This window comes from Hyphomicrobium sp. (genome assembly GCF_036262015.1).
Classification (GTDB): Bacteria; Pseudomonadota; Alphaproteobacteria; order Rhizobiales; family Hyphomicrobiaceae; genus Hyphomicrobium_C.
The window spans coordinates 246,721-271,100 of sequence record NZ_DATAJR010000007.1 but is presented as its reverse complement, the minus strand read 5'-3'; the positions used below and the strand labels follow the sequence as shown (position 1 = coordinate 271,100).

Annotated in this window: 19 protein-coding genes and 1 tRNA gene; 8 read left to right on the top strand and 12 right to left on the bottom strand. The window is 61.1% G+C overall.

The genetic code is table 11. The features are described 5' to 3' along the window. Window positions 1-246 precede the first annotated feature (246 nt). A complete protein-coding gene (locus VHO05_RS08180) occupies window positions 247-1,665 on the top strand; it encodes a porin (RefSeq protein WP_329646109.1) in 1,419 nt (472 codons plus the stop codon). Window positions 1,666-2,173: 508 nt separating this feature from the next. On the opposite strand, the gene VHO05_RS08175 is transcribed toward VHO05_RS08180, so the two are convergent. Together VHO05_RS08175 and VHO05_RS08170 are read right to left on the bottom strand one after the other, a co-directional pair. Beyond that, window positions 2,174-2,248, bottom strand: a tRNA-Val gene (locus VHO05_RS08175). 146 nt (window positions 2,249-2,394) lie between these two features. Next, window positions 2,395-2,640 carry a sulfurtransferase TusA family protein gene (locus tag VHO05_RS08170; RefSeq protein WP_329646108.1) on the bottom strand — a complete coding sequence of 82 codons (246 nt, stop codon included), beginning with the start codon at window positions 2,638-2,640 and terminating at the stop codon, window positions 2,395-2,397. A gap of 274 nt (window positions 2,641-2,914) precedes the next feature. Between VHO05_RS08170 and VHO05_RS08165 the strand changes: the two genes are divergently transcribed. Beyond that, a complete protein-coding gene (locus VHO05_RS08165) occupies window positions 2,915-5,332 on the top strand; it encodes an efflux RND transporter permease subunit (RefSeq protein ID WP_329646107.1) in 2,418 nt (805 codons plus the stop codon). Window positions 5,333-5,381: 49 nt separating this feature from the next. Here the strand turns inward: VHO05_RS08165 and VHO05_RS08160 are convergent, their stop codons facing one another. The 3 genes from VHO05_RS08160 to VHO05_RS08150 form a co-directional block, all read right to left on the bottom strand. Continuing rightward, window positions 5,382-5,741 carry a hypothetical protein gene (locus tag VHO05_RS08160; protein WP_329646106.1) on the bottom strand — a complete coding sequence of 120 codons (360 nt, stop codon included), beginning with the start codon at window positions 5,739-5,741 and terminating at the stop codon, window positions 5,382-5,384. Between the two features lie 154 nt (window positions 5,742-5,895). Continuing rightward, window positions 5,896-6,570, bottom strand: coding sequence for a hypothetical protein (locus tag VHO05_RS08155; protein WP_329646105.1), 675 nt, complete (start codon window positions 6,568-6,570; stop codon window positions 5,896-5,898). A gap of 181 nt (window positions 6,571-6,751) precedes the next feature. Further along, the gene (locus VHO05_RS08150) at window positions 6,752-8,899 is read right to left on the bottom strand and encodes a molybdopterin oxidoreductase family protein (RefSeq protein ID WP_329646104.1); all 2,148 of its coding nucleotides are present in this window, start codon (window positions 8,897-8,899) and stop codon (window positions 6,752-6,754) included. 222 nt (window positions 8,900-9,121) lie between these two features. Here VHO05_RS08150 and VHO05_RS08145 point away from each other — a divergent pair, with 222 nt between their 5' ends. Next, entirely contained in the window at window positions 9,122-9,496 is a 375-nt protein-coding gene (locus VHO05_RS08145) for a DUF6980 family protein (protein WP_329646103.1), read from the top strand. On the opposite strand, the gene VHO05_RS08140 is transcribed toward VHO05_RS08145, so the two are convergent. Genes VHO05_RS08140 through epmA form a run of 3 tightly spaced genes read right to left on the bottom strand, consistent with a single transcriptional unit; the run spans window position 9,493 to window position 12,116 of the window. Further along, the gene (locus VHO05_RS08140; protein ID WP_329646102.1) at window positions 9,493-10,545 is read right to left on the bottom strand and encodes a lysine-2,3-aminomutase-like protein; all 1,053 of its coding nucleotides are present in this window, start codon (window positions 10,543-10,545) and stop codon (window positions 9,493-9,495) included. The genes VHO05_RS08145 and VHO05_RS08140 overlap by 4 nt on opposite strands. Continuing rightward, window positions 10,542-11,030, bottom strand: a complete 489-nt coding sequence (locus tag VHO05_RS08135; RefSeq protein ID WP_329646101.1) for a GFA family protein — start codon at window positions 11,028-11,030, stop codon at window positions 10,542-10,544. Before VHO05_RS08135 ends, VHO05_RS08140 begins: the two co-directional genes overlap by 4 nt. Before the next feature lie 36 nt (window positions 11,031-11,066). Continuing rightward, window positions 11,067-12,116, bottom strand: a complete 1,050-nt coding sequence (gene epmA / locus VHO05_RS08130; protein WP_329646100.1) for an EF-P lysine aminoacylase EpmA — start codon at window positions 12,114-12,116, stop codon at window positions 11,067-11,069. Between the two features lie 203 nt (window positions 12,117-12,319). Between epmA and VHO05_RS08125 the strand changes: the two genes are divergently transcribed. Continuing rightward, window positions 12,320-13,063: a hypothetical protein gene (locus VHO05_RS08125; protein ID WP_329646099.1), complete on the top strand. Its 744-nt coding sequence runs from the start codon at window positions 12,320-12,322 to the stop codon at window positions 13,061-13,063. 176 nt (window positions 13,064-13,239) lie between these two features. Further along, the gene (gene efp / locus VHO05_RS08120; RefSeq protein WP_329646098.1) at window positions 13,240-13,809 is read left to right on the top strand and encodes an elongation factor P; all 570 of its coding nucleotides are present in this window, start codon (window positions 13,240-13,242) and stop codon (window positions 13,807-13,809) included. Between the two features lie 44 nt (window positions 13,810-13,853). Here the strand turns inward: efp and VHO05_RS08115 are convergent, their stop codons facing one another. Next, window positions 13,854-14,114 (bottom strand): hypothetical protein, encoded by a 261-nt coding sequence (locus VHO05_RS08115; RefSeq protein WP_329646097.1) that lies wholly within the window; start codon window positions 14,112-14,114, stop codon window positions 13,854-13,856. Between the two features lie 165 nt (window positions 14,115-14,279). Next, window positions 14,280-14,927, bottom strand: coding sequence for a TIGR00730 family Rossman fold protein (locus VHO05_RS08110; RefSeq protein ID WP_414653729.1), 648 nt, complete (start codon window positions 14,925-14,927; stop codon window positions 14,280-14,282). A 258-nt stretch (window positions 14,928-15,185) separates the two neighbouring features. Between VHO05_RS08110 and VHO05_RS08105 the strand changes: the two genes are divergently transcribed. Both VHO05_RS08105 and VHO05_RS08100 read left to right on the top strand, forming a co-directional pair. Then, entirely contained in the window at window positions 15,186-16,883 is a 1,698-nt protein-coding gene (locus tag VHO05_RS08105; protein ID WP_329646096.1) for a hypothetical protein, read from the top strand. 131 nt (window positions 16,884-17,014) lie between these two features. After that, a complete protein-coding gene (locus VHO05_RS08100; protein WP_329646095.1) occupies window positions 17,015-18,997 on the top strand; it encodes an ABC transporter ATP-binding protein/permease in 1,983 nt (660 codons plus the stop codon). On the opposite strand, the gene VHO05_RS08095 is transcribed toward VHO05_RS08100, so the two are convergent. Further along, window positions 18,991-19,449, bottom strand: a complete 459-nt coding sequence (locus tag VHO05_RS08095) for a pseudoazurin (RefSeq protein WP_329646094.1) — start codon at window positions 19,447-19,449, stop codon at window positions 18,991-18,993. The two genes, VHO05_RS08100 and VHO05_RS08095, sit on opposite strands and share 7 nt — an antisense overlap. Before the next feature lie 212 nt (window positions 19,450-19,661). Here VHO05_RS08095 and VHO05_RS08090 point away from each other — a divergent pair, with 212 nt between their 5' ends. Further along, window positions 19,662-20,336 carry a hypothetical protein gene (locus VHO05_RS08090; RefSeq protein WP_329646093.1) on the top strand — a complete coding sequence of 225 codons (675 nt, stop codon included), beginning with the start codon at window positions 19,662-19,664 and terminating at the stop codon, window positions 20,334-20,336. Window positions 20,337-20,755: 419 nt separating this feature from the next. On the opposite strand, the gene VHO05_RS08085 is transcribed toward VHO05_RS08090, so the two are convergent. Then, window positions 20,756-23,854 (bottom strand): glycosyltransferase, encoded by a 3,099-nt coding sequence (locus VHO05_RS08085; protein ID WP_329646092.1) that lies wholly within the window; start codon window positions 23,852-23,854, stop codon window positions 20,756-20,758. Window positions 23,855-24,380: the final 526 nt, after the last annotated feature.

Here is a 24,380-nt window from a genome sequence, read left to right as displayed (position 1 = left end):
ATAGAGTGCCAATCATTCGCTGAGGTTTGCAAACATATTCTCGATCTAAATTTGTGTGACGAAATGTAGACATGCGTCCTGCAAAGGTCGAAGGGGAGGGCAATTTCCGCGTACCGACATAATATTTCGTGATAATCGAAAATGCGACGGCGCGGTGGCTTGGTTTGAGGCCGACTTGATCACTTGGCCGGCATTGTTTTCGAAATCACAAAGCAGAACATTTGCAATTCAGGGGAGAAACCGTAGATGAAAGCAACGGTCAGGGATGCGCTTTTGATGGCGCTTTTCGCCACCGGTGTGGCAACCGCCGACGCAAAGGCCGCAGACCTAGGGGGCGATTGCTGTGCCGACCTCGAGGAGCGCATTGCCGAGCTGGAAGCGACAACGGTCCGTAAGGGGAATCGCAAGGTTTCGCTGACGATCAGCGGCTGGGTTGGCCAGCAGCTCATGTATTTTGACAACGGTGCCGTTGACAACACGTACGTGACCGGGATCGGATCCACGCTCAACTCGCATGTGAAGTTCTCAGGCGCTGCACAGATCACCCCCGATACGTCCGCCGGCTACGTCCTTCACCTTGAGTTCGTCACGCCGGATCCGATCACCGCCGGAAATCCGGCTTGGGGAGGAAATGCTCCCTCCGCTTACCTGATCGCAACCGAGGACAGCCTGCAGCGGAATACGGTGCAAACGCTGTACTCCTACTGGTTCCTGAAGAACAACAAGATGGGCCAAGTCATGGTTGGCCATATTCCGCAGGCCTCGCAGCATGCTGCGGTGCTGGTGGACGGTTCGGGATCGCTCGTGCCTGCCAATTGGACTCCCATCAACGGTCTGGCGATTGGGTTGTCACGGAACGGCAAGGAGCTTCTGGCCCCGAACCCTGGCCTGGGTCTCTCCAAAGTGGGCGTTCCGGTCGGCGCGGCCATGTGGTGCGGATCGTCGTCTTTGCCGACCGGCGGCAACTGCCAGCCGATCTCGATCGACGGCGTGCGCTACGATACGCCGACCTTTGGCGGGTTCTCGGCATCCGCATCGTGGGGCGGTGATGATTTCTGGGACGTCGCTGTCCGCTATGCTGGCGAGCATGCCGGCTTCAAGTTCGCAGCGGTAGCCGCGTACTTCCACAACAGCGACGAACACATGTACACGGGCTTCAACACGGTGGTCGGTCTCAGCGATCCGTTGAAGCGAGACGCAGGGTTCTTCCAGACCGCTGCTTATCTTCAGCACGTTCAGACTGGCTTGTTCCTCTATGGCGCTTACGGCAAAGAGAACAACGACAACATCCTCGACGACAACAATGCCTTCAAGCTGGGTATCTCCGGCAATCTGACGGCCGAGCAGCCAGATGGTTCGACCTGGTATGTGAAGGCGGGCGTGCGCCAAAAGTGGACGTCGCTCGGTGCGACGGTGCTCTACGCCGAGTACACAGAGCGCAATGACATGTTCCATCCGGATCTGATTGCGCTGGGCTTTGATGGAAGCAAGATGACCCAGTGGGGCCTCGGAATTGTGCAGGAGATCGACGCAGCCGCCATGTCTCTCTGGCTAACGTATCGCAACTATGAAACGAGCTTTAGCGGTCCTGGGGTTGCTGCGTCTGGATTCGACAATCTCGATGACATTGATGTTGTGACTGCAGGAGCGCTCATTTCTTTCTGAAGTCGAACTCAATCCAATAAAATCGATTTCCCTGCCCTCCCGATGGGCCAACTCGAGAGAGCCTAACAAGGCTCTCTCTTTCTCTTTGCGGAGAGCATCTCGCTACTGCTGTTCCTATTGTCCAGCATGCCGAAGGACGTCCGGGCGTGATCGCTCGGGCACCTTCGCGTCCTCGACTGGACGTTCGCTATCAGTCCGGACTGGATCTGCTCCTCAATGGGGCTCGGGGGGCGCTGATGTCGCGATTGGATACACAAAGGCGACGAGCGGGTATCGCGCTTGTTGCGGCATCCGCGATTTGCTGGAGTACAGCAGGTCTGTTCGTTCGGGTGGCGGATCTTGATTCGGCTACGCTGGTGGCCTGGTCAACCTTCGCTGCGTGCCTAGGGCTTGGGCTTGCGTGTACTACGCCTGAGGAGCGGCTTCCTGCGGGTTAGCCGCCGCTTTGCTATTGCGGGCCAGAAATCATTTAAAAAATAAGCAATATCAAATAGTTATGTGAAGTTAATGGTGGGCGGTACTGGGATTGAACCAGTGACCCCACGCGTGTGAAGCGTGTGCTCTCCCGCTGAGCTAACCGCCCGGGAACCGCTGGGAACTCGAAAGTAGAGAGTTTGCGGCCGTTTGCGCGGCGGTCGAGGACCGGCGCGCGAAGCCCCTCTTATGCGAGGTGCCTCCCCGGCCTGTCAAGCCGACGCACGACGAAGCCGCATGCGCGAAGGCCGCAGGTCATTCCCGTCCCACGCATTTTTCGATGAGGAAGCGCTGAAGCGTCCCCTCGGACCGCCGTTCGATCAGCCGATGTCCGGTCGCCAAGCAGAAAGCCTCGAAATCTTCGCCGGCCGCCGGATCGTTCGCCAAGACCTCCAGAACCTCACCTGGCGCGAGCCCAGCCAGGGCCTTGCGCGCTTTGAGCACGGGCAGGGGGCATTTGAGATCGACGACATCGAGCGAGAGTGAGGCCTCGGACGCCATGGGGTGCGCTTTCCGGCGGGACAAAGATGCCCAGACGTAAAAGCTTCACGGCTGCACTGCAATACGCGGCATCGCCGGGCGAGCGCTTGCGCCAGGTATCCCTCAGTGCGACGCTACGCCTACGGCGGACGATTCTGGTGCGCGAAAGAGCTTCCACGAAAAAGCCGATGCGACCGGCGTCCGCACGCAACGTTTGCCGCTGCACCGGCCTTGTCGCCGTCGGCAGTGCCGCAACGAGCACCGGGGGAAGCCTGGCCGACGGCCGGGACATCGCATGGCCAATTCCGAAAAACCGCATCGTTCGTTCCGCTTCTCGTTCGGGCTCGATCGCTTGGGGCTGTTTGCGCTCGAAGCGCCGTATTTCGCGGCCTTCCTGATCGCGATCTTGACGGCGCTCGCCGTGCTCGGCGTCTCGAAGCTGCGCGTCGACGACAGCCTGTCCGAGCTGTTCCGCACCGACACGGCCGAATTCCGCCAGTATGAGGAAATCGATCGCCGCTTCCCCTCAAGCGAGTACGACGTGCTTGTCGTGGTCGAAGGCAAGGGACTGCTGACGCCCGAAAAGCTGGAAGCGTTCCGCAACGCGGTCATCGAACTGCAATTGACCGACGGCGTGGGCGGACTGGTGTCGATGCTCTCTGCTCGCGGCGTCCCTGATGCCACCGGATACGCGCCGCCTGTTGTGCCGGACCAGCTGCCCGAAGATCCCGCGGCCTATAATGAGGTGATCAAGGCGCTGGCGCAGAACGACATCGTCAAAGGCAAGTTCCTCTCGGACGATGGCGAGCTGGCCCTGATCGTCATCGCGCTCGATCGCAAGGCCGTGGAAGCGCAGACCGCGCACACGATCATCAACGGCATCAAGGAAACGGTGGACCGGGAGCTTGCGGGGTCCGGCCTCTCGGCAAAGCTCACCGGCGCCCCGGTCATGCAACTCGAGATCCGCAACGCCGTCGAGCGTGATCGCCTCGTCTACAACGGGCTTGGCTTCGCTGTCGGCTTTGTGGTCGCCTACCTGTTCTTCCGCCGCCTTTCGCTCACGCTCATCGCGGTGCTTGGGCCAACCATTGCGATCCTCTGGACGCTCGGGGTGCTAGGCGGTCTCGATTTCCGCTTGAACCTCTTCATCAACGTCATCACACCGCTGATCCTCGTCTCCGGCTTCTCGGACTCGATGCATCTCGTGTTCGCGATCCGGCGCGATATCCTCGCCGGCGTCGACCGTGTCGAGGCCGCCCGCAACGCCGTGCGCGAAGTGGCGCCGGCCTGTCTGCTCACCGCAATGAATCAGGCGATTTCCATCGTCTCGTTCGCCTTCGCTGAGTCCGCGCTCATCCGGACGTTCGGTCTCGCAGCCCTAATCGCGGTTGGCATTTCCTACACGGCCGTTGCGGTCGTCGTGCCGACGCTTGCCGCGATATTCGTGCGGCGCGAGCCGGCGGCGGCCGTCGATCCGCACGAGCGCGAGGAGGGTGGTGTCGGCGTACTGCAGCGGATCAGCGACAAAGTCATCGGCTTCGTGGCGGCGCGCCCTGTCCCATTCGTGGCGTTCGGGTTGCTCGCAGTCATCGTTACTGGCCATGCCTTCGTCAGCCTCCAGCCCGCCTATCGACTGGCCGATCAGGTGCCGGACAAGGAGCAGGCGCTTGCCGCCACCGGAAGCCTCGACAAGAAGCTGACGGGCGCCAATCCCGTCCACGTGATGATCGAGTGGAAAGGCGCGGGGGCGAAGGCTTCCGGTGCCAACACCACAAGCAATGCCCAGCCGATCACGCTCTATGACGTCGGCACGCTGGCCGTTATCGGCGAGGCCCATCAGATCCTGGAAAAACAAGCCGGCCTCGGCAACGTCTGGTCTCTCGAAAGCTTGCGCCGCTGGCTCGCGGATGCGGGAGATGCCAGCATCGAGACGATCCAGAAGTATGTGAAGATTCTCCCCGAGCACCTCGTGCGCCGCTTCATCACCGAAGACGAGACGGCGGTTCTCGTCACGGCGCGCTTGCCTGACGTTGACGCCAGCCAAATCCTGCCCGTCGTCGAGCAGATCGACCGCGCGCTCGACCCGATCCGTCAGCGCCATCCTGGCTATGAGATCTCCGTCACCGGACTACCGGCCATTGCCGCACGCAACTCCGCGACGCTCATCCACGAGCTGACATGGGGCCTTGTCGGCGACATCTTCCTGGTCTTCATTTTTCTCGGCATCGCGCTGCGGTCGCTGCTCGTCGGCGTGGCGAGCATCCTGCCGTCGCTGTTCCCGATCTTCACGACAGGCGCGCTGCTCTACTACTCGGGACAGGGTCTGCAGTTCGCATCCATCGTCGCGATCACGGTCGCGTTCTCGCTCGCGATCGACTCGACCATTCACTTCCTGAACCGCTTCCGGCTCGAGGAGGAACGTGAAGGCGCCGGTCCCGAGAGCGCAAAGATCGCGCTCGGTTATACGGCGCATCACATCGGCCCCGCCGTCATGCTGACGACTATCGTGCTGACGCTGGGGCTCGGCGTGACGATGCTCTCCGATCTTCCGTCGCTGCGCCTGTTCGGAGAGCTGGCCTCGGCCTGTCTCTTCGCCTCGCTCTTCGCACAGCTCGTGATCCTGCCCGCGACGGTCGCGCTCTTCAGGCGCTACTTCCCGCTGAGATCCAAAACGGAAAGCGGCCGCCTGAGCGAACAGACGGCCGCGCGTTGAGGCAGGCTGGCGGGTCGCGATCCAGTCCGGATCGCGACCGCTCGGCAGATCACTCCGCCGCTTTCCACAATAGCTTGTCGGTGTAGATCTCGAGCAGGTTCGCCTTGCAGTAATCGACGTCGGCATCGAAATAGGAGCCGTCGTCGAAGCGGATCTGCGTGCGGACCGTGCACTTGCCTTCGTCCGTTTCAAAGTCGAGTTCGACCTGGTCACCGGCCTCGATGCGCTTGTCGATCCAGTTCTCGCTCCACTCGCCCTCTTCCTGCGTGCGGAATTCGATCACCGGTGAGATGCCTTTGTTCACGACATCGAATTTCCAGCTTTTCTCTTCTGCCGAGGCGGTGCCGAAGGCTGCCAGGGAAAGCGCAAATCCGATGATGAGTTTGGGAAGTGCGGACGAGCGGATCATGTTTTTGTGCTCCGTATGAGGCTTAAAATCGCCACGGCGCGTCTAACATGAATCGCAATACGCAAAATCCTGTACGGAAAATTGCGTAGCCAAGTGCTGGAATAGTCACATTACTGAAGGTTGCGAATGTTGCGCGGAATGAGAGACGAAGTCCCTACCAGTCCTCGCGCCAGAGTGGATAAGCCATTGCGCCACGTGGGATTGTTACGGTGCCGCCGGCGTCGCGACCGCCACTCACACCCAACTCTCCGGCGAACCGGTTGACGATGTCGGCCTTGAGGTTCGCGTCCGCGCTGGCGTTGAAATTGATCTTGTATTCGAAGCGCCCGACCGCCAGCCGCACGATCTGGAACTGAAACCGGTTCTCGTCGCTGCGCGGATTGGACGAGCCGAGGCACGAGCGGCGAAGCTGCTTCAGCTTGTCTTCTGGATACTCGTAGATCGTGCCGGAGAAACTCAGCGATACGTCCGAGACGTAAGATCCTTTGAACGCGGCGTTCAGGATGTTCGCCCATCCGGCGGAAAGACCAAACGTTTTCTGGTCGTGAGTGGAGAACATCGCTCCGTCGAGGCTCTCTTCGAAGCCGTCCTTGTCGAAGGGCGGTCGGCACCGCACGACATTGAGTTTCAAGAGTTTCTCGCCTGTGCGCTGGAACGTGCGCTTATCGAAGTGACCGCGCGCGATCGTCCCCGGCGTGTAGGACGCAAGCGGCGGGCTCATCCTGTAGACATTGAGATTTTCGGAAATGGCGTCCGCATGGGCGCCTTGAACAAGCGCGAAAAACGCCAATAGACCCCAAGCGCCCCGCAGTGCGTTGCGACTACGCATGATACCCCCGCATCACCAAAACCCGGCGACTTTAGTCGGGCGGGAGGCCGACGGGCAATCGGCAGCACGCGGAATTGCCGCCGGTGTATCGCGCCGGCCACGAAGCCCGACAGGCCGGCAAACGAAACGGCCCCGGACAAATGTCCGAGGCCGCCCGTGCAGGGTGTTGACGAGGCTTCGTTTAATTGACGCGCGTGACCTCGACCAGGTTGTCGGAGAACGTGGGCGCGCGGCCGAGCCCGGACCAGGCGTCCGATGAGATCGAGTTGACAGATCCATCCGAGCGATTGAGCGAGCGCCAGTAGCCGAGGGTCGCCACGACGATGCCGGGATTGACGTCGTCCGTCACGCGGGCAACGCCCTCGAAGGAACCGCGCGCGTTCGCGACGCGCACCGGATCGCCCTCGCGGATATTGCGCGGATCGGCGTCGGCCTTGTTGATCATCACGAACTGCTCGCCTTGGCCGCGGATCTTGTGCGGCTCGTTGGCATAGCAGGAGTTGAGGAACCCGTGGCTCTTCGGCGAGATGATGTTGAGTGGGTACGACTTCGCAAGCTCGGGGTTGGTCTCCGGGCTTTCCCGCACCGGTACGTAACCCGGCAGCGGATCGATGGGAGAGCCATCCTGCTCACCGTCGTACATGGCGCGGAACGGCCCGGCGACGAAGTTCTTGTGATCCGGCAGCAGGAACTCGACTTTGCCGGATGGTGTCGGGAACTTTCCCTCGGCGTGCGGGGTACGCGTATCCTTGGAGCCGACGTCGATCCTATAGAACCCGTGCTGCTTGAAGTACTCCATGTCGATGCCGCCCATCTTGGGGTCGTCCCAGTTGATGTAGGCGGCGCACAGCTCGCTGTCGGTCATTTTGAAGACCGGATCGTCGAAGCCCATTTCCTTGGCCAGGAGACGCCACATGTCGCTCGTCGGCTTGCATTCGCCGGGCGGATCGACGGCCTTCTCGTTGTACGTGAGGTAGAACGTGCCCCACGACCACATCATGTCCTCCGCTTCGCCCGCCATGGCGGACGGGAGGATGATGTCAGCATACTTCGCCGTGTCGGTAATGAAGTGTTCGGCGACGACGGTGAACAGGTCCTCGCGCTTCAGACCCTCGACAATCTTGTTCGTCTCCGGCGACTGGCTGACCGGATTGGTGCAGAACACAAACAGGCTCATGATCGGCGGATCGAGCTGCATCTCGCCGGTGAGTGCCTGACCGAGCCGGAGGTTGTTGACCACACGCGTGCCCGGCTTGATGAAGTCGGGGCGCGCCGCCTTGACCCAGTCGACGGGGAAGTCCCACAGCGGAAGCTGCAGCATGCCGCCGCCGGCGTGGCGCCAGGAGCCTGCCACGGCCGGTATGGCGTAGACAGCACGGGCAGCTTGCGCGCCGCCCGCTGAGCGCTCGATGGCAACGCCGATGCGAATGGCGGACGGCTGCGAGGTCGCGAACTCGCGCGCGAACGTGGCGATGTCCTCGGCCTTGACGCCGGTGATCTTCTCGGCGTCGGCGAGCGGGAACTCTGCCGCGCGCTCTTTCAATTCCGGCCAGCCGAGCGTGTACTTGTCGACGTAGTCCTGATCGACAAGGCCCTGTTCGACCATCGAGTTGATGACGGCCAGCGCCAACGCGCCGTCGGTGCCGGGCTTGGGGCAGATGTGCCAATCGGCCTGCTTCGCGGTGCGCGACTTGAAGGCATCGACCACCACCACTTTCGCGCCGCGCTTCTGCGCTTCGAGCACGAACGGCCAGTGATGCAGGTTGGTTGAGATCGTGTTGCACGCCCAGATCACGATGTACTTGCAGTGCACGAAGCTCTCAGGATCGACGCCGCCAGTCGGGCCATGCGTCAGCAACCAGGCGGTCGATGAGCCGGATGTGCAGTACGTCTTCTCGTTCACCGTCGAGCCGAGCCGGTTGAAGAACGGGTCGCCCGAGTTGATGCCCTGCACGAGGCCCATGTTGCCGAGATAGCTTTGCGGCATGATCGCCTGGCTGCCGTAGGTCGCGATGATCTCGCGCCAGCGTTTGCCGATCTCGGCGATCGCCTCGTCCCAGGTGATACGCTCGAAGCTGTTGCCGCCATTGGGGCCCGTGCCCTTCGCGCCCACGCGGCGCAGCGGGTACATGAGCCGGTCAGGGTTGTGATGGTGGTCGGCGAAATCCTTGAGCTTCACGCACAGGCCGCCACGTGTGAACGGATGGTCTTTCTTGCCGCGCACCTCGACCAGCTTGCCGTCGCGTACATGGTAATCCATGCCGCAGGTATCCGGGCAGTCGTGTGGACAGGCGCCGTGAAACACTTCGGATTTGATCTGCTCGTTCATGCGTATGCGTCCTCCCTCGCAATTTTGTGCGGACCGTTGGCGCGCCTCTTCCGGAGCGCTTCAGCCTCTGCTTTTTTGATGCGACAGTCTGACACCGAGAGTGGGCATCATCAACCATGTTGTTGACGATCGAGTTTGCGCCCAGCCCTCTCGGAAAACTCAGGAATTACATGCACGTAAGACGTTTTGTGGTCTGTCGTAATAGTGCTGGAAATATAGCGGATGTCCTCTGAATTATTTGTCGGCCGGCGCGTGATGTGGATGCCCCTGAGCGTGGGTTGGACGCCGCCATCGCCCGAAGCGCACTTCTGCTGTGAGGCGATGCAGAGCGCGCTGGCGTTCGCGTGCCTGCAGCACGCCGCCCCCTTCGAATGCGCAGATCATCTGATGGTCTACAACGAAGTGTTCGACGAGATCGGCCTCGTCGTTCACGACGGCGGGCCGTCGTATGTACTGATCGAGTTCTGCCCCTGGTGCGGAACGCGACAGCCCGAAAGTCAGCGAGATCGCTGGTTCGACGAGACGGAAGCGAAAGGCTTCACTGACGATGCGATGCCACCCGAGTACCTGAGCGGAGCATGGCGCCGTGAAACTTAGGGTGCGCAGGAGCCATCGGTGTGATGGGGATTGCCACGCGGATCGGTTATCACGCCCGCCTCCGCATCGAGATAGCCTGGTCCCACCGGCACCTTGCCGAAGCCGCCCGGGATGTCGAGCACGTACGTCGGCATGGCGAGCCCCGACACGCGCTGCCGTAGCGCACGCATGAGCGTCTGACCTTCCTCCAGTGTCGTCCGGAAATGCGCCGTACCGGGCGCGAGGTCTCCGTGATGCAGGTAGTAGGGCTTCACGCGTGCCTCGACGAACGCCCGCATCAGCATCTCCAACGTAGCGACATCGTCGTTCACACCACGCAGCAAGACCGATTGGCTCACCACCGGAATGCCCGCATCCACCAACCGTCCAATCGCTTCGCGCGCAGCCGCCGTCAATTCGCGTGGATGATTGGCATGTAGCGCCACATAGACGGTCTTGGCCGAAGTCTTGAGCGCCGCGACGAGATCCGCAGTCACCCGCTCCGGAGCGACCACCGGCACGCGCGTATGCCAGCGCACGATCTTCATATGCGCGATCGCACCGAGCGCACGCGTGACGTCCTCTATGCGCCGCGCGCTCATCACGAAAGGATCGCCGCCGGTTAGGATTACTTCCCAGATCTCTGAATGCGCCCGGATGTAGTCAAGCGCGGCCTCGATCTCATCAGCCGTGAGGTTCGCTTCAGCAGCGGGACCAACCATCTCGCGCCGGAAGCAGAAGCGGCAGTAGACAGGGCAGACGCCGACGATCTTCAGCAGCACGCGATCCGGATAGCGGTGCACGACGCCTCTGACCGGGCTTTTCACATGATCGCCGATCGGATCGGAACGCTCCTCCGGCGCCACGTCTAATTCGCGCACGTCCGGCACGAATTGGCGTGCAATCGGATCGGCCGCATCCTTGCTCTCGATGAGTTCCGCCATTGCTGGCGTGATAGCGACGGCGTAGCGCGCGCCGACGCGAGCAATGGCTTGCTCCGCATCGGACGGTACTAATCCCGCATCGACAAGATCGGTGGCGGTTCGGAGAGTCTGACGTAAGTGGGTCATGCAGGCGGCCAATGTAGCGGAGGCCACGTATCGGTATCGTGGTCAGGATGCTGTCGCGTTTGAAGCTTCGCGAGGTCTTCAGGTGCACGGTCGTCGGCGGTCGAATGGCCCGGCAACGTCGCTAGATCGTTGAACCAAGAAAGCCTGCTTTCGATGCCGACTTGTTCTGTCGGCGGCGCGGCGTTTGGGTCATCCAGCGCGCCGATGGCGATATCATAAATTCCTGAGCGGTCCTCATGCATGTAAAGCGGCGTTCCGCAATCGGCGCAGAACCCGCGCGCCACAACGGGTGAGGAGCGGAACTCAGCCGGCCTGCCGCGCGTCCAGGTGAGGCTCTCTTCGGTTACTGTAAGCAGCGCAGCACCCCACGAGCCGAACGCCTTCTGGCACATGCGGCAGTGGCAGATACCGGCATGACCGAGCGGGCCGCTGATCCGAAACCGGACTGCGCCGCATTGGCAACCGCCAGAATGTGTCTCGGCCATGTGTCGCTCCGAAGGCTCCGCAGGCTGCGGAGGGCCCTACTTGCTCTCATTGGCGAGCGGTGTCCAGATCACCTGATCGACGCGGTTCGTGCCCGTGGCCAGCATCACGAGACGTTCGAAGCCAAGCGCGCAACCCGAGGCGGGCGGCATATGCGGAAGAGCCGCCAGAAAATCCTCATCAATCGGATAGGTCTCGCCGTAGATGCGCGCCTTCTCGTCCATCTCATGCCTGAGCCGGCGGCGCTGCTCATCGGCGTCGCCCAACTCTCCGAAGCCATTCGCCAGTTCCACGCCCGCAACATACAATTCGAAGCGTTCTGCGACCTCCGGTCGTCCTGGAACCTGACGCGCGAGAGCCGCTTCGGGCGCGGGATATTCATAGAGAATGGTCGGCAGCGGCGAGCCGAGATGGGGTTCGATCTTCTCCACGAGAACGCGCGAGAAGATGTCCGACCAGGTGTCGTCGTCGGCAACACGGATGCCAGCAGATTTCGCCCGTGCGGCAAGTGCGTCACGATCCGTCGCGCCATCCCGGCACGTGTCGAGAAGCGCGAACCCGGCATGCTTCCGGAAGGCTTCGTCCAGGGTCACCCTAGCAAAGCCGTTACTCACGTCGGCGCTACGATCGCGGTAGGACCAATGTTTGTGTCCGGTCACCCGCGCGGCGATGTCGAGCAGAATCGCGCAATCGTCCCACAGCGCCGTGTATGGCGTGCCCGCGCGATACCATTCGAGCATCGTGAACTCCGGCGCATGCAGCGCGCCGCGCTCGCGATTGCGGTACACGGGAGCGAACGCGAAGATCTTCTCTTCCCCGGCCGCGAGCAGCTTCTTCATCGCAAACTCGGGGGACGTGTGGAGATAGAGCCGCCGCCGGTCGAGTGCAGTCCCGATCTGCTCCGTCGCGAAGGCGTGCAGATGCGTTTCGTTGCCGGGCGAAACCTGCAACGCGCCGGGATCGATCTCGACGAAGCCTTGCTCTTCGAACCAGGCGCGGATCTCTGCCTTGATGCGATTGCGCAATAGAAGGCCGGCACGGCGATCCCGGTGACGGTCACGGTCCCACCAGGGGGAGGGAGGGGGCATGGGCGGCGCAATCCTGCAAAGAGAAGCAAACGTCATCGTGACGTCGCGCGCGCACCATATCGATGCGCGCGGGACACGCTCAAGCCGAAACCTGTGCGAATGCGGGAAGATCATGGTGACAGGCTTGTGAGCGGGACGGGCCGCGGTCTTGCGGTGCGGCGCGCGAGCGGCTTAACCTTACTGCGCTAGCAAAGGGGGATCGCATGGCTGCGGATACCACTGTGCCGGAAGGCCACGCCGTCACGCTCGACTCGCCGACCGTCTGGGCCGCCGTCGTTACATTGCTCTTTGCGATCCTATCTGGCGTTGCGCTGAGCACCGTGCCCCAGGAAGGCAGCCTGGGCGGCGCCCTCGATGCCCTGAAAAACATCATCTACGTTCTCACGGTCCCGCTGTTCGATCTGTCGCGCCGATTTTTCGCGCGCACGAAGTCGGAAATAGCGGCGGCCGATGCATCGTCGCAAAGCCCAAACCTGCTTTGGCTGGGGTTTGTCACCGCGTTGGTGCTGTTCGTTCTGGTGGAGCTGTTTAGCTGGCTCACGGGCTTCGGCATGGGCGGCACCTGCGTGACCCTCGGCTACACGTTGGAAAGCGGGCAGTTCGGCAACTGCCTGACGGTCGGCGTGCAGATCCTGAGCACAGTCCTTGTCGGCCCGATCATGCTGGCGCTGGGAGCAAGCGCCGGGTGGATCTGGAAGGGCACGCTCCAATCCGGCTTCTTCACGGCGCTGCTTATTTTTATGGCAGCCGTCGCCCTGTTGTTCGCGCTCGATTTTTTCATTCTTCTACAGCAGGCGCCGGCGTCGGTTAAAGCGCTTCAGGACCATTTCAACGCGTTCGGTCCAGTGCGGCAGATTGGCCTTCAGGTCGGCATCCTGACCGTCAGCCTGTTGATCGGCTACGGCACCCGGCGGCTGTGGCATGGCGTGACCCGCGCGTTCGGCTAGCCCGGGAAATAGGCGTCCGTTGAGGTTGATGGGCCACTGCGCCGCTTCGGCCCTTGGCCTCTGACCTGATCCAGAGTATGAGAGCGCCAATATTTCCTGCCCGGGACGGACGCTACATATGGCGAGGTGGCCGAACGGTTGCCGCCCGGCACAGCCAGATTCTATGGAGAAGACCCGTGGTCAAGGTGATCGCCAGCTCGATTCGTAAGGGCAATGTTCTCGATCTCGACGGCAAGCTCGCCGTCGTCATTTCCGCAGAGAACATCCATCCCGGCAAGGGCACGCCTGTCACGCACCTCGAACTGCGCCGTATCGGTGACGGCGTGAAGGTGACGGAGCGCTATCGCACCACGGACCAGGTCGAGCGCGCCTACCTCGAAGAGAAGGACTTCAACTATCTCTATGAGGACGACATGGGCTTCAACTTCATGCAGCCCGAGACCTATGACCAGATCTTGATCCCCAAGGATGTTATCGGCGACCAGTCCGTTTGGCTCCAGGAAGGCATGACCTGCTCGGTTTCGCTTTTCGAGGGCAATCCGATCGCGGTCGAGCTGCCCGCTCGTGTGATCTTCGAGATCGTCGAGGCCGACCCTGTCGTCAAAGGCCAGACGGCCTCGTCGTCCTACAAGCCAGCGAAACTCGCCAATGGCGCACGTGTCATGGTGCCCCCGCACATCGGCAGCGGCACACGCGTTGTCGTCATGACGGCCGATGGCTCATACGTCGAGCGCGCGAAGGACTAAGCGCACCTACAGACGTGCGCTGAGCGCGCGGCGGATCGGATCGATCAGGCCCACTCGCTGCGTTCGTATTCTTCCGGCTCCCATCCGTCATCCTCAGGACCGTGGGCCGAGCTGTCGTCATTGTAGCGTTCTTCGTCGTCATAGCTGCGGGGCTCTTCGTATCCGCCGTCGCTATCCTCGTTACCCCAGTCCCGCCCGATCTCGTCGTCATAGGCGAGCACAATGCTCGCCGACGGTGATTGTTGTGTGGTCACGAGCGGGGTGGTGAGCGACAAAACCGCCGCGATCAAGGCGAGTATGGGCATCCGGACCTCCTGAACGACACGGGCGCACCGTGAGATTGCTGCCCAAATGGGGCCATCCCGAGGAATTGTCGCCATACGAATATGTGAGGTGAGCGGGTTGGAGCCGGTGAGGCCCAGGAACCCGCAGCGCTGTGGGGGCCGGAATCCCCATGCACAATCAGGATCCTAGAACTTGATCACGGTGTCCGGCGCGGCCTCTCCGCCCATGGCGGCGTAAAGTGTCTGAACCCGCGGCACAATGTCATTTGCCTCGGAAACAACGCCAAATCGCACTTCGAGCCCGGCGCGGATGAAAGCCTGGCTTCGCATGTGTTCCAGGAGCGTCAAGAACGGCGTCCAGAAGCCGTTGATGTTGGCGACGACAATCGGCTTGGTGTGCTGCCCGAGCTGCGCCCAGGTGAGCTGCTCGACCAACTCTTCCAGCGTGCCAATGCCGCCAGGCAGGGCGACGAACGCATCGGAGCGTTCGAACATCTGCTTTTTGCGCACGTGCATGTCTGTGGTGACGATCAGGTCGGTCACCTCGTGAAGCATGTGCTCGCGCTCAACGAGAAACTCCGGAATGATTCCGGTGACGCTACCGCCGGCTTCGAGCGTCGCACGGGCGACCTCGCCCATGAGCCCGAGCCCCCCGCCACCATAAACGAGACGGATGCCGCTCTCCGCGAGCGAGCGACCGAGCGTTCGGGCGGCAGCGGCGTAGGCGGGGTTCTCACCGAGTCCCGAACCGCAATAGACACAAACGCTCTCGACCGCGCCGGGCAACGATTGTGCGACGCCGTTCACTTGCCCCGGTTTGGCCGGATGCAACAGGGCCGTCGGCTTGGGTTGGATGGAAACTGAGGGAGTAGAGGAGGTATTCTTCAAGATTTTTCCTTATTTTTCTGACCGCGAAAGTATGCACGGCCTCAATGACAGAAATGGGGTGTCTCCGGGCGTCTGCCAATGGTCTGTACCGGGCCGCCGAAGGCCGGGGGCGTCCAGGAATGACCAAAAGTCATTGACCCCATGGGTGTAGCGTGACGTAACCTAGCGAGACCCGGGGGTTACGGACGAGAGTGGAGTACCGGAGTGACAGCGTCTAAGGTGGGAAAACCGCTGCAAAAGGCAGTGCTTGTGTGCGCGGCGGCAGGTGTTTGGGGTGGCGCGATTGGCGGGTCTGCGGTGGCCACCGAGGCTGACCCGGCGCAGCCGTCCTCTCAAGTCCAAGCTACAACTCCGTCCGGCGGTGCTCTGCCCAACGAAGTCAACCAATGGCTTGAGCGCGCCGCCCAGACATACCAGTCCGAAATTGCCGGCAAGCTTGCGGTGCCGAGGGAAACCGGCGCGGCAGCATCCGGGGCATCGGCCGATGAGTTCAGCAAAAGCATCTCTGCCGCGCTTAGCTATGTCATCTACTGGATCGAGCGCGCCTATCAGGTCGCGGGGCTGGCGCCGAGCCGCACCATGACGTTCGCGATGTCGTCCGCCGATCAGGCGGCCCGCGAAGCCAAGGAGTTCGTCGAGGCGCGCCGCAAGGCCGAGGCCGATTGGAAGGCGGCAGTGGACCGCGCCAATGCGGCGGCCGAGCAGGCGGCGAAGGAGGCGAAGCAACGTCGGGGAAGTGCCGCCGGCGAAACGCCCGCCGAGCTTGAGCGTAAGCGCGCGGAGGCACGCAAGGAAGAACTCGCCAAGATCAAGAAGGACCTCGATCGCAAGATCGAGGAAGGGCTCTCCAAACTCGAAGAGTTGATGAAGAGCAAGCAGGACAAGACGGCCGAAGCCGCGCATCAAGCCCTTGCCGCGGAAGCGCAGAGCTTGCTGACTGCGAGTTCCGCCGCCGAGAAGGTGGACGCAGAACGCAAGGGCGCCGAGGAAGTCCGGGTTGCCGAAACCCAAGCAGCGGAAGACAAGCGCCTCGCCGATGCGCGCGCTGCTGGAGTCCGCAAGGTCGAGGAAGAAAGACAGGCGGCTGAGAAGAAGGTTGCCGAGGAAAAACAGCTCGCCGAAGCACGGGCAGCGGAAGAGAAACGACAGGCCGAGGCAAAGGCAGAAGAAACACGACGGGCACAAGAAGCGGAACGTGCCCGCAAGGCAGCCGAGGAAAAGGCCGCAGAGGAGAAGCGCCTCGCGGAAGCCAGGGCCGAAGAAGAGCGCAAAGCCGCTGAAAAACGCGCCTCCGAGGAAGCCCGAAAAGCGGAAGCCGAAAAAGCTGCCGAAGAGAAGCGCCAGACGGAAGAGAGGAAGGCCGCACAAAAGGCCGCTCACGCCGCAGAAACCGAGAAGGCACGGACCGCCTACGCGCGCGCCGTGATCGACGCCGAGCTGTTCCGCAAGACCGAAGAAGCCCGAAAGGCAGCGAGCGAACAGAAGGTCGCCGAAGCGAAAGCGGTCGAGGAGCAGCGCGTGGCTGAGCTCGCCGCTGAGAAAGCGCGAGCCGACGAGGCGAACAAGGCTGAGCCCGAGAGGCGCGTTGCGGATGCTCCGGCAGCGGCACCTCGCAAAGTCGCTCCTGAAGCGCGCGCAAGCCGTAAGGTCAAACGTGTGAGCGTACGAAAGCCGCACCGCCCGGCCGCCCACGTGTGCAGGCGGAAGGCGTGGGGAGCTTCCCGCAAGACGCGGGTCCAAGCTATCCGGCATGGCGATACGTTTTGGGGCACTTACCGGCGCTATGCAGGCAAAGCGTCACGCTGCGAAACGACATGCAGTGTGAAGCGGAAGCGGATCCGCAAGCCGAGCCGAAGCAAATTCCCCTGCCAGCGCCTGCGTTTGCCGCGCTTCTCCCGCTGATCGCCACATCGCTCTCGCAATCCGGCTGGCCACGAGGGGGCAAAAGAGACTAAACCTCCCCGCTGCTCCGGCGAGCGCTTCCGTGCGTATCGAAAGTGTCGGGCAGCAACCGCGGGGGTTCGTGACGAGACATGAGACCGAGAAACATTGCCACCTCTTCGGCGAGCCGCAGCGAGCGGCCTGACCTGCTCGGTCTTTCGTCCGACGTCAGCCACTGGACAGTATTGAAGAGCCTGCTGCCGTTCATCTGGCCGGCGGGACGCCCGGACTTGCGCGCCGAAGTGGCGGGCGCCTTCGTCGTGCTCGTGGTGGCGAAGCTCGTCACCGTGGCCGTTCCGATCAGCTTCAAGTGGGTGACGGATTGGCTCGCGTCGGATCTTAGCAGGCCCGAAGTCGTGGCGACGAAAGGCCTCGCGCTGGGCGTCGCCATGCTGATCGTCACCTACGGTGTCGGACGCGTGTTGATGATGGTGCTGAACCAGGTCCGCGACGTGCTCTTCACGCGCGTCGGGCAGCACGCCATCCGTGAGCTCAACAACCGCACCTTCCGTCACCTGCACAAGCTTTCGCTTCGCTTTCACCTCGAGCGCCGCACCGGAGGATTATCGCGCGTCATCGAGCGCGGCACGCGCGGCATCGACCTGATCGTCCGCATGGGCGTGATGCAACTTGCCCCAACGATCGTTGAGCTGGTTCTCGTCGCGGCCCTGCTCGTCTTCTACTTCAACTGGGTCTACGTCCTGATCCTGATCGCGACCATCGTTTTCTATATGTGGTTCACGTTCGCAGCCTCGGAGCGGCGCATCGCCATCCGCCGCGAGATGAACGAGAGCGACACCGAGGCCAACACCAAGGCCATCGACAGTCTCTTGAACTACGAGACCGTCAAATACTTCGGCAACGAAGAGGCCGAAGCGCGCCGCTACGATGCCTCCATGGCGCGCTATGAGAAAGCGGCCGTCAAAACGTACTACTCGCTTGGCGTTCTGAACTCGGGCCAGGCGGCCATCTTCACGGCCGGCATGACGCTTGTCATGTGGCTGGCTGCGCGCGGCGTCATGAACGGCACACACACCGTCGGCGACTTCGTGCTCATCAATGCGGTGATGATCCAGCTTTACCAGCCGCTGAACTTCATGGGCATGGTCTACCGCGAGATCAAACAGGGCTTGGTCGACCTGGAGACCATGTTCACGCTGTTGGGCGAAAAGCCCGAGGTGCAGGACCAGCCCGGGGCGAAGCCTCTCGAGGTCCGCAATGGCACGGTGCGCTTCGAGCACGTGTCGTTTGCCTACGACCGCGACCGCCGCATTCTGCACGACGTCTCGTTCGAGGTTCCGGCAGGCAAGATGGTGGCGATTGTGGGCCCCTCGGGTGCGGGTAAGTCGACGATCTCGCGCATCCTGTTCCGCTTCTACGACATCAATTCCGGCCGCGTGACCATCGATGGCCAGGATATCCGGGACGTGACGCAGCACTCGCTCCGCGCAGCCATCGGCGTCGTGCCGCAGGATACGGTGCTGTTCAACGACACCATCCTCTACAACATTCGCTACGGCCGCCCCGACGCAACGGATGCCGAGGTCCACGAGGCAGCGCGCTTGGCGCAGATTGATCGCTTCATCGACACCTTGCCGCAAGGCTACGCGACGATGGTGGGTGAGCGCGGATTGAAACTGTCCGGTGGCGAGAAGCAGCGCGTCGCGATTGCGCGCACGCTCCTCAAGGGCCCGCCGATCCTGATGCTCGACGAAGCCACGAGTGCGCTCGACAGCCACACAGAAAAGGAAATCCAAGACGCTCTGGATCGCGTCGCGGCCAACCGCACGACGCTCGTCATCGCACATCGTCTCTCGACGATCGTGCACGCCGACAACATTCTCGTGCTCGACAAGGGGCACCTCGTCGAGCAGGGAACGCACGCAGAATTGATCGCCAAAGGCGGCCTCTATGCCAGCCTGTGGAACCGCCAGCGTCAGGCGGAGAAAGCACGCGAAGAATTGGCGGCGGCGCTCGAAGCCGGCTCCGGCGGCTCGCCACCAGGCGAGGAAAGGCGGTCGCCCGAGGTTGCGTCCCGCGCAACCGCCCCCGTCGGCGAGCCCTCGTCTTACTGACCCGCCTGTGCCTTGAGTGCCTCGTAACGCTTCTCGGCGGTTGCCACCGGCTTGTAGGAGTCGAGCTGCGACTTGTTCGTCGGTTCGCCCGCGACGACCATTCCGATCATGCCCATCGGATAGTGTGGCAGGCACTTGATGCCGTAGATGCCGGGCTTGTCGATCGTAAGAACGGCTTCTTCGTTGAGATCGCCCTTGAACTCCGCAGCGCCTTCCGGCCAGAGCCCCGGGATCATTTCCGCATTGTGCCCCTTGTTCGTCGGTACGAACTTCACCGTGTCGCCGACGTTGACTTTGATGAACTCGGGCTCGAACAGCATGAATTTGCCCTTGCCGTTGTTGTTCAGCATTTTCACGACGTGTTCTTCGGCCGAGGCGGGGCCCGCGAACGGGCTGACCGCAAAGAGAGCAACGGCGGCAATGGCGGCAATGGCGGCGAGACGAGACGGCATGTTTTCCCCATGAGGTTGGCAAAATAAATCTTGATACAAAAAGTATAGAAATAAAATTCGATCTGTCAAACCCGCTGGCTTTGCCGAGGGAAACGGCAAAGAGTCGCGGTAGGCGTCCCGGTTCCGGTCTCATATCGTCCGTAGGCGTCTGCGTGCATGACGCGTTAAGGAGCGCCTTGTAGTCTCAGGGGCCGAAGATCAAGCGAGGGCCGATGCCGGGGCAGTTCCTCGATAGGATGGAAGCGACTGCGCGGGAGGTGAGGGCGCAACTCCGTCGGGCAGGCGTGCGCGTGCTCATAGGACTTCGCACGCTATGGGGCCTGCTCCGTCCGCCTTTGAGCTTTGCGCTTCAAGTGCTAGCCGCGCTTATTCTGCTCTTCGAGGAATGGGGCTGGCGGCCTCTTGTCGATGGGCTCGCCTACCTATCGCGCTTCAGAATATTTGCGCGGTTGGAGCTATTGATTGCAGGCCTTCCGCCCTATGGGGCTTTGGTCGCGCTCGCGATCCCGACGTCGATCCTGTTCCCATTGAAGCTCCTCGCCGTCTACCTCGTTGCGCAAGGGCAGATCTTCGCGGCTGGTCTTCTGTTTGTTGGAGCGAAGATCGCCTCCACGGCGCTCATCGCTCGCATCTTCCTATTGACCAAACCGGCGCTGATGCAGATCGGCTGGTTCGCCGCCGCCCACGACTGGATCATGCCCTGGAAGGATGCGCTCTTCGCTATGATCCGCGCATCTTGGCCCTGGCGCTACGGCCGCATGGTGAAAACCCGCGTCCGTCACGAGGTCAAGCAGGCCTGGCAGCGCTGGCGCCCTTCGCTCGAAGCTGGCTGGGTTACACTGCGCACGCGCGCCCGGGTATACTGGGCTCGCTTCCGCCTGCGATAGATGTCGGCAGCTGACCATAAACGGACGGCGCCGAACCCCTATTGTGGGAGAGATCGTGCCGAGTCGGACTCGTGCAGTCCGTTCCCGAAAGATCACCATCTTCGTTGGTCAAGGACACACGTTCGCAAAGTCTTCGGCAAATTGCGCCACGACCGGTGCTTTACTGCTGAGCAGTATGCGGCGGTTGGGGCAATTTCTCTGTCGGGTAGGGGAATCCGAACAGAGAGACCATAAGCAGGCCGGCCACAAACACCAAAAGTATCGCTCCAATGATGTTGCGGCGCCGTCCTTCGTTTGTTGTCGGGGTTGGTTCACCGTTCGTCATCATGCACCTCGCCAAGCGTGAGGGCTCTCACATCGGCGGCCAGCGAACGAAACAATATTCTTCAATAGCGCAATGGTGCGCAGGTCTATTTTTTCTACGTTGCCGGTGAGAGAGAGGTGCGCTGCGACGCGGCTACACTGCCAGTTCGTTTGAGCTTGTTCCAGCGAACAATCTTGCCTTTCAGCGCCGCAAAAACCGTTTCAAACGCGATCCAATACAGTAGCGGGAGATATATTGTGCGCTGGAGCATGAAGAGGGGGATTCTACGCGTCACATGCTTGATCCCTGCCACATACAGAGCAGCTCCTACCGCTACGAGATCAGCGATCGACATGCCAATCCACCACTTGAAGGATGCTGAGACTTCGTAACTGAACTCCGGATCTGTGCTCTGGCTCCATTGAAGGAATTGGACTCCGGCTTCGATGATAAACGAAGCCACCAGAATGGGCGTTGCCAGCGCGATCAAATAACCAAAACAGAGGACGTGCGGCATCGTCAGCCATCCGAGGCAATATGGCCCGGAGCGCATCACTTTCAGATTCTTTGCCAAGACCTGCAGCATCCCGAACATCCAACGGCGGCGCTGTTTCAAAAGAGCGTGCACGGTTTCCGGCGCCTCTGTCAGCGTCTCGGCAGCTGGCTCGTAGTGGACGATCCAACCCGCGCGAATGAGCGAGAACGTCGCGTCGCAGTCTTCGGCAAGCGTGTCGGTGTCGTAGCCACCGATTTGCAGCAATGCAGCGCGCCGCCAAGCGCCAATCGCTCCAGGGACCACCGAATTCGCGTTGAAAAGTGTGAGGGCCCTGCGGTCGAGGTATTGGCCGACCAAATATTCCAAATCCTGGAAGCGAGTGAGTAGCTTGCCTTTGTTCCCCACGACTGCCGTTCCAGCCACCGCACCAACACGCGGATTTTCGAAGTGGCGGACGAGGAGCTCAATTGCATTGGGCGCCAGAACTCCATCTGCGTCGAGCGCGACGACGATCTCGGATTCTGTTTGCGCCAGCGCGAAATTGGCGGCATCGGCTTTTCCGCCATTCGACTTCTTGAAGACCTTAACTCTCGGATCATGGACGAAGGCCGCTGCGGCGACGGCGGCGGTATTGTCCGTGGAACCGTCGTCAACAACGATGACTTCGATGTCGGAACGGCTGGAAGCAAGAATTGAACTGATCGTCTTGCAAATCACCATCTCTTCGTTGAATGCGGGCACGACTACGGCGACCGATCGCGGCCAATAACGCAGGCTCGACCTCTCTCTCTCGCGCGCTTGATGGACCAGGGTGCCGCAAACGGTAAAAAATAGGCGCCCGACGTTGAGTAATATAACGAGCACTGCAAGAGCAGTCAGGACATCCGAGGCATATTGGTACGCCACTATTCCGATGTATCCACCGCCACTTGCTTTTTGCGGAACCACGCGGTCCGCAACGCTTGACGGCATAACGTAAGATCGGTCCTTGCCGAGTAGTTCATGGACCGTGGCAAAACGGAATCCGTGAGCACGCAAGGTGTCTATGAGGCGGGGAAGGGCCGCGAGCGTTGCGGACCTTTTTCCCTTGTCATGAAGCAGAATTATTTGACCGTCGCCCCTTAGCACGCCCTTCACGATTTGGTCGTGAATGAACTCTGGCGTTGAAAGGAGCCAGTCCCAGCCATGAACGCCGCTCAACACAGTCGTGTAGCCAAGCCGCGAAACTTCGGAGATCACGAATGCATTGTCAGCTTGTTCTGCGAGCACGCAAGCGTTGAAGGGGGGACGAAAAAGGCGCGCATCGATTCCAAGAATCATCTCCAGCACGCGCTGGCTCGCGATAATCTCGTAGCGCAATTGCCACTCGGGAACGTCGCTCAGGCGCGGATGGGAAAATGTGTGGTTCCCAATATCGTGACCTTCCGCATACATGCGTTTCAGCACCTCCGGGTGTTGCAACGCATTCTGACCGATCACGAAGAACGTTGCGTGGACCCCTTTCTCAGCCAGGACGTCCAAGATCTGTCTGGTGTAGATCTCGTCGGGGCCGTCATCGAACGTGATCGCCAGCAAGTTTTTATCGATCGGCTCCCACCCACTCAGGCTTTGTCCGACGGGCAGCTTTGTAAAAGACTGATCGACGATCAGACCAAGTTCGCGATCATATGTGATGACACGCGATCCACTGGAGCCTTGCGGTGGGGCGGAGACTATCTGGCTTTGCAGCACGTTGTCGAAGCTCTCTCCTGGCGCAAGCACCTTCAATTCGTCCAACGCAGCGACGACCGGAGAACGGCCTTTAGAAAATACGGACCAGACGCTTGGATCCTCATAACCGATCGACGAGAGCGCCAGTCCAGCAGGCTTCACAGCAAGCGCAGCCTTCGCTTGATTGAAGAGACTTACGGAGTCGAGCAACCACACGTCGTGGTGCTCCCCCAGTCCATCGACGTAGCTGAACCTGCTGTTGAGCGACTGCGGATCGAAGCTGATTGATGATCTTGCGCGTTGGGCGGTATCCCACGCTGCCTGGATCGAAATCTTTTTGCACAATCCGTTGCGGACAACGTCGCAGGCGTAGGCGCCCAGCGGGACAATCATTTTGCTTGGAGCAACGACCTCGACGTAATCCCTGATGACGGCTTCAAAATCGGACTGCGCGGCAGGGGCAACTGGCTTGCCATCGCGATATAGCTTGTCGGCCAGACGGTCAGTCGGCGTTACGACGAAATCAACGGCTTCGGAAAGCGACTGTAGCTGAGCCTTGTCGTCCGCCATCGATCCCAGGGCAACTATCTTCCGTTCGTCCGGATGAATCGCTTCCGCGAGTCGATAAATGAACTCTAGAACAAAGCTGAAGCTGCTCCGGGGTAAGCCAGTCAGATCGAGCACAACGCCTGCGTACTGCTTTTCCGCCAGATAGCGTTGCAGATCTTGCACAAGGTGAGAGCGCATCTCAGCGGATGAAATTGCACTGACCAAGTCGGCAGAGCTGAAATCACCTGAAAGGACCGGAAAGATCTTGAGCGAAGGCGCCTGTTGTTGAAGGCGGCGGTGAAGGCGCTCCTCAAAATCCACACTGGTCCGCGCCAGTCTCTTTGTGCCCGGATCAAGAGTGAGAAAATTGGGAAAGATGGCGTCGAGTGACGACGCATGCGCCCGTATGCCTGCGAAGGCTGCAATGTTGTGCACGTCGAAAAATGCAATGCGCGGCACCTCAGCCGCATCCTGTGGCACGAAGCGGGAGGACATCGCATTGAGGGTGGACGAGAGGCGTGTCGTCGGGGCGTCGGCTGCTACGTCCAAAATGGAGCTGGGCGTACGCCACAGACCGCCGCCATGCTCTAGAGGCGGGGCATCGGCGAAACTCCTGTAGACCAGTACTGCAAGAGCAGCGGCGACAAGCGCGATGACTATGCCGCCAACGTTCACAAAACGCCGCCGCCATCCGCTTGGATCGTGCAATACGGTGTTTCGATGCATGGAATTAGGCCAACCCAAAATCCAACTATTTGGGCTTCCACATGCAACTCATACTAGCCTCGTGCGAGATTGCTCCTAAACGAGTCCTCTATGGTTAACTCCCCAGGTATAGTTCGCCACCTTGGGCGCGCCGCGATATCCGTTTATGGCCCTGAACGGACATCGCCTGAGCACAATACCGCCCGCGGCTGCTGCGGCTAGGACCACCCTTTCGCGATAGCGCCACATGCCCTAAGAGCCCCGGGAACACGTTCCAGGG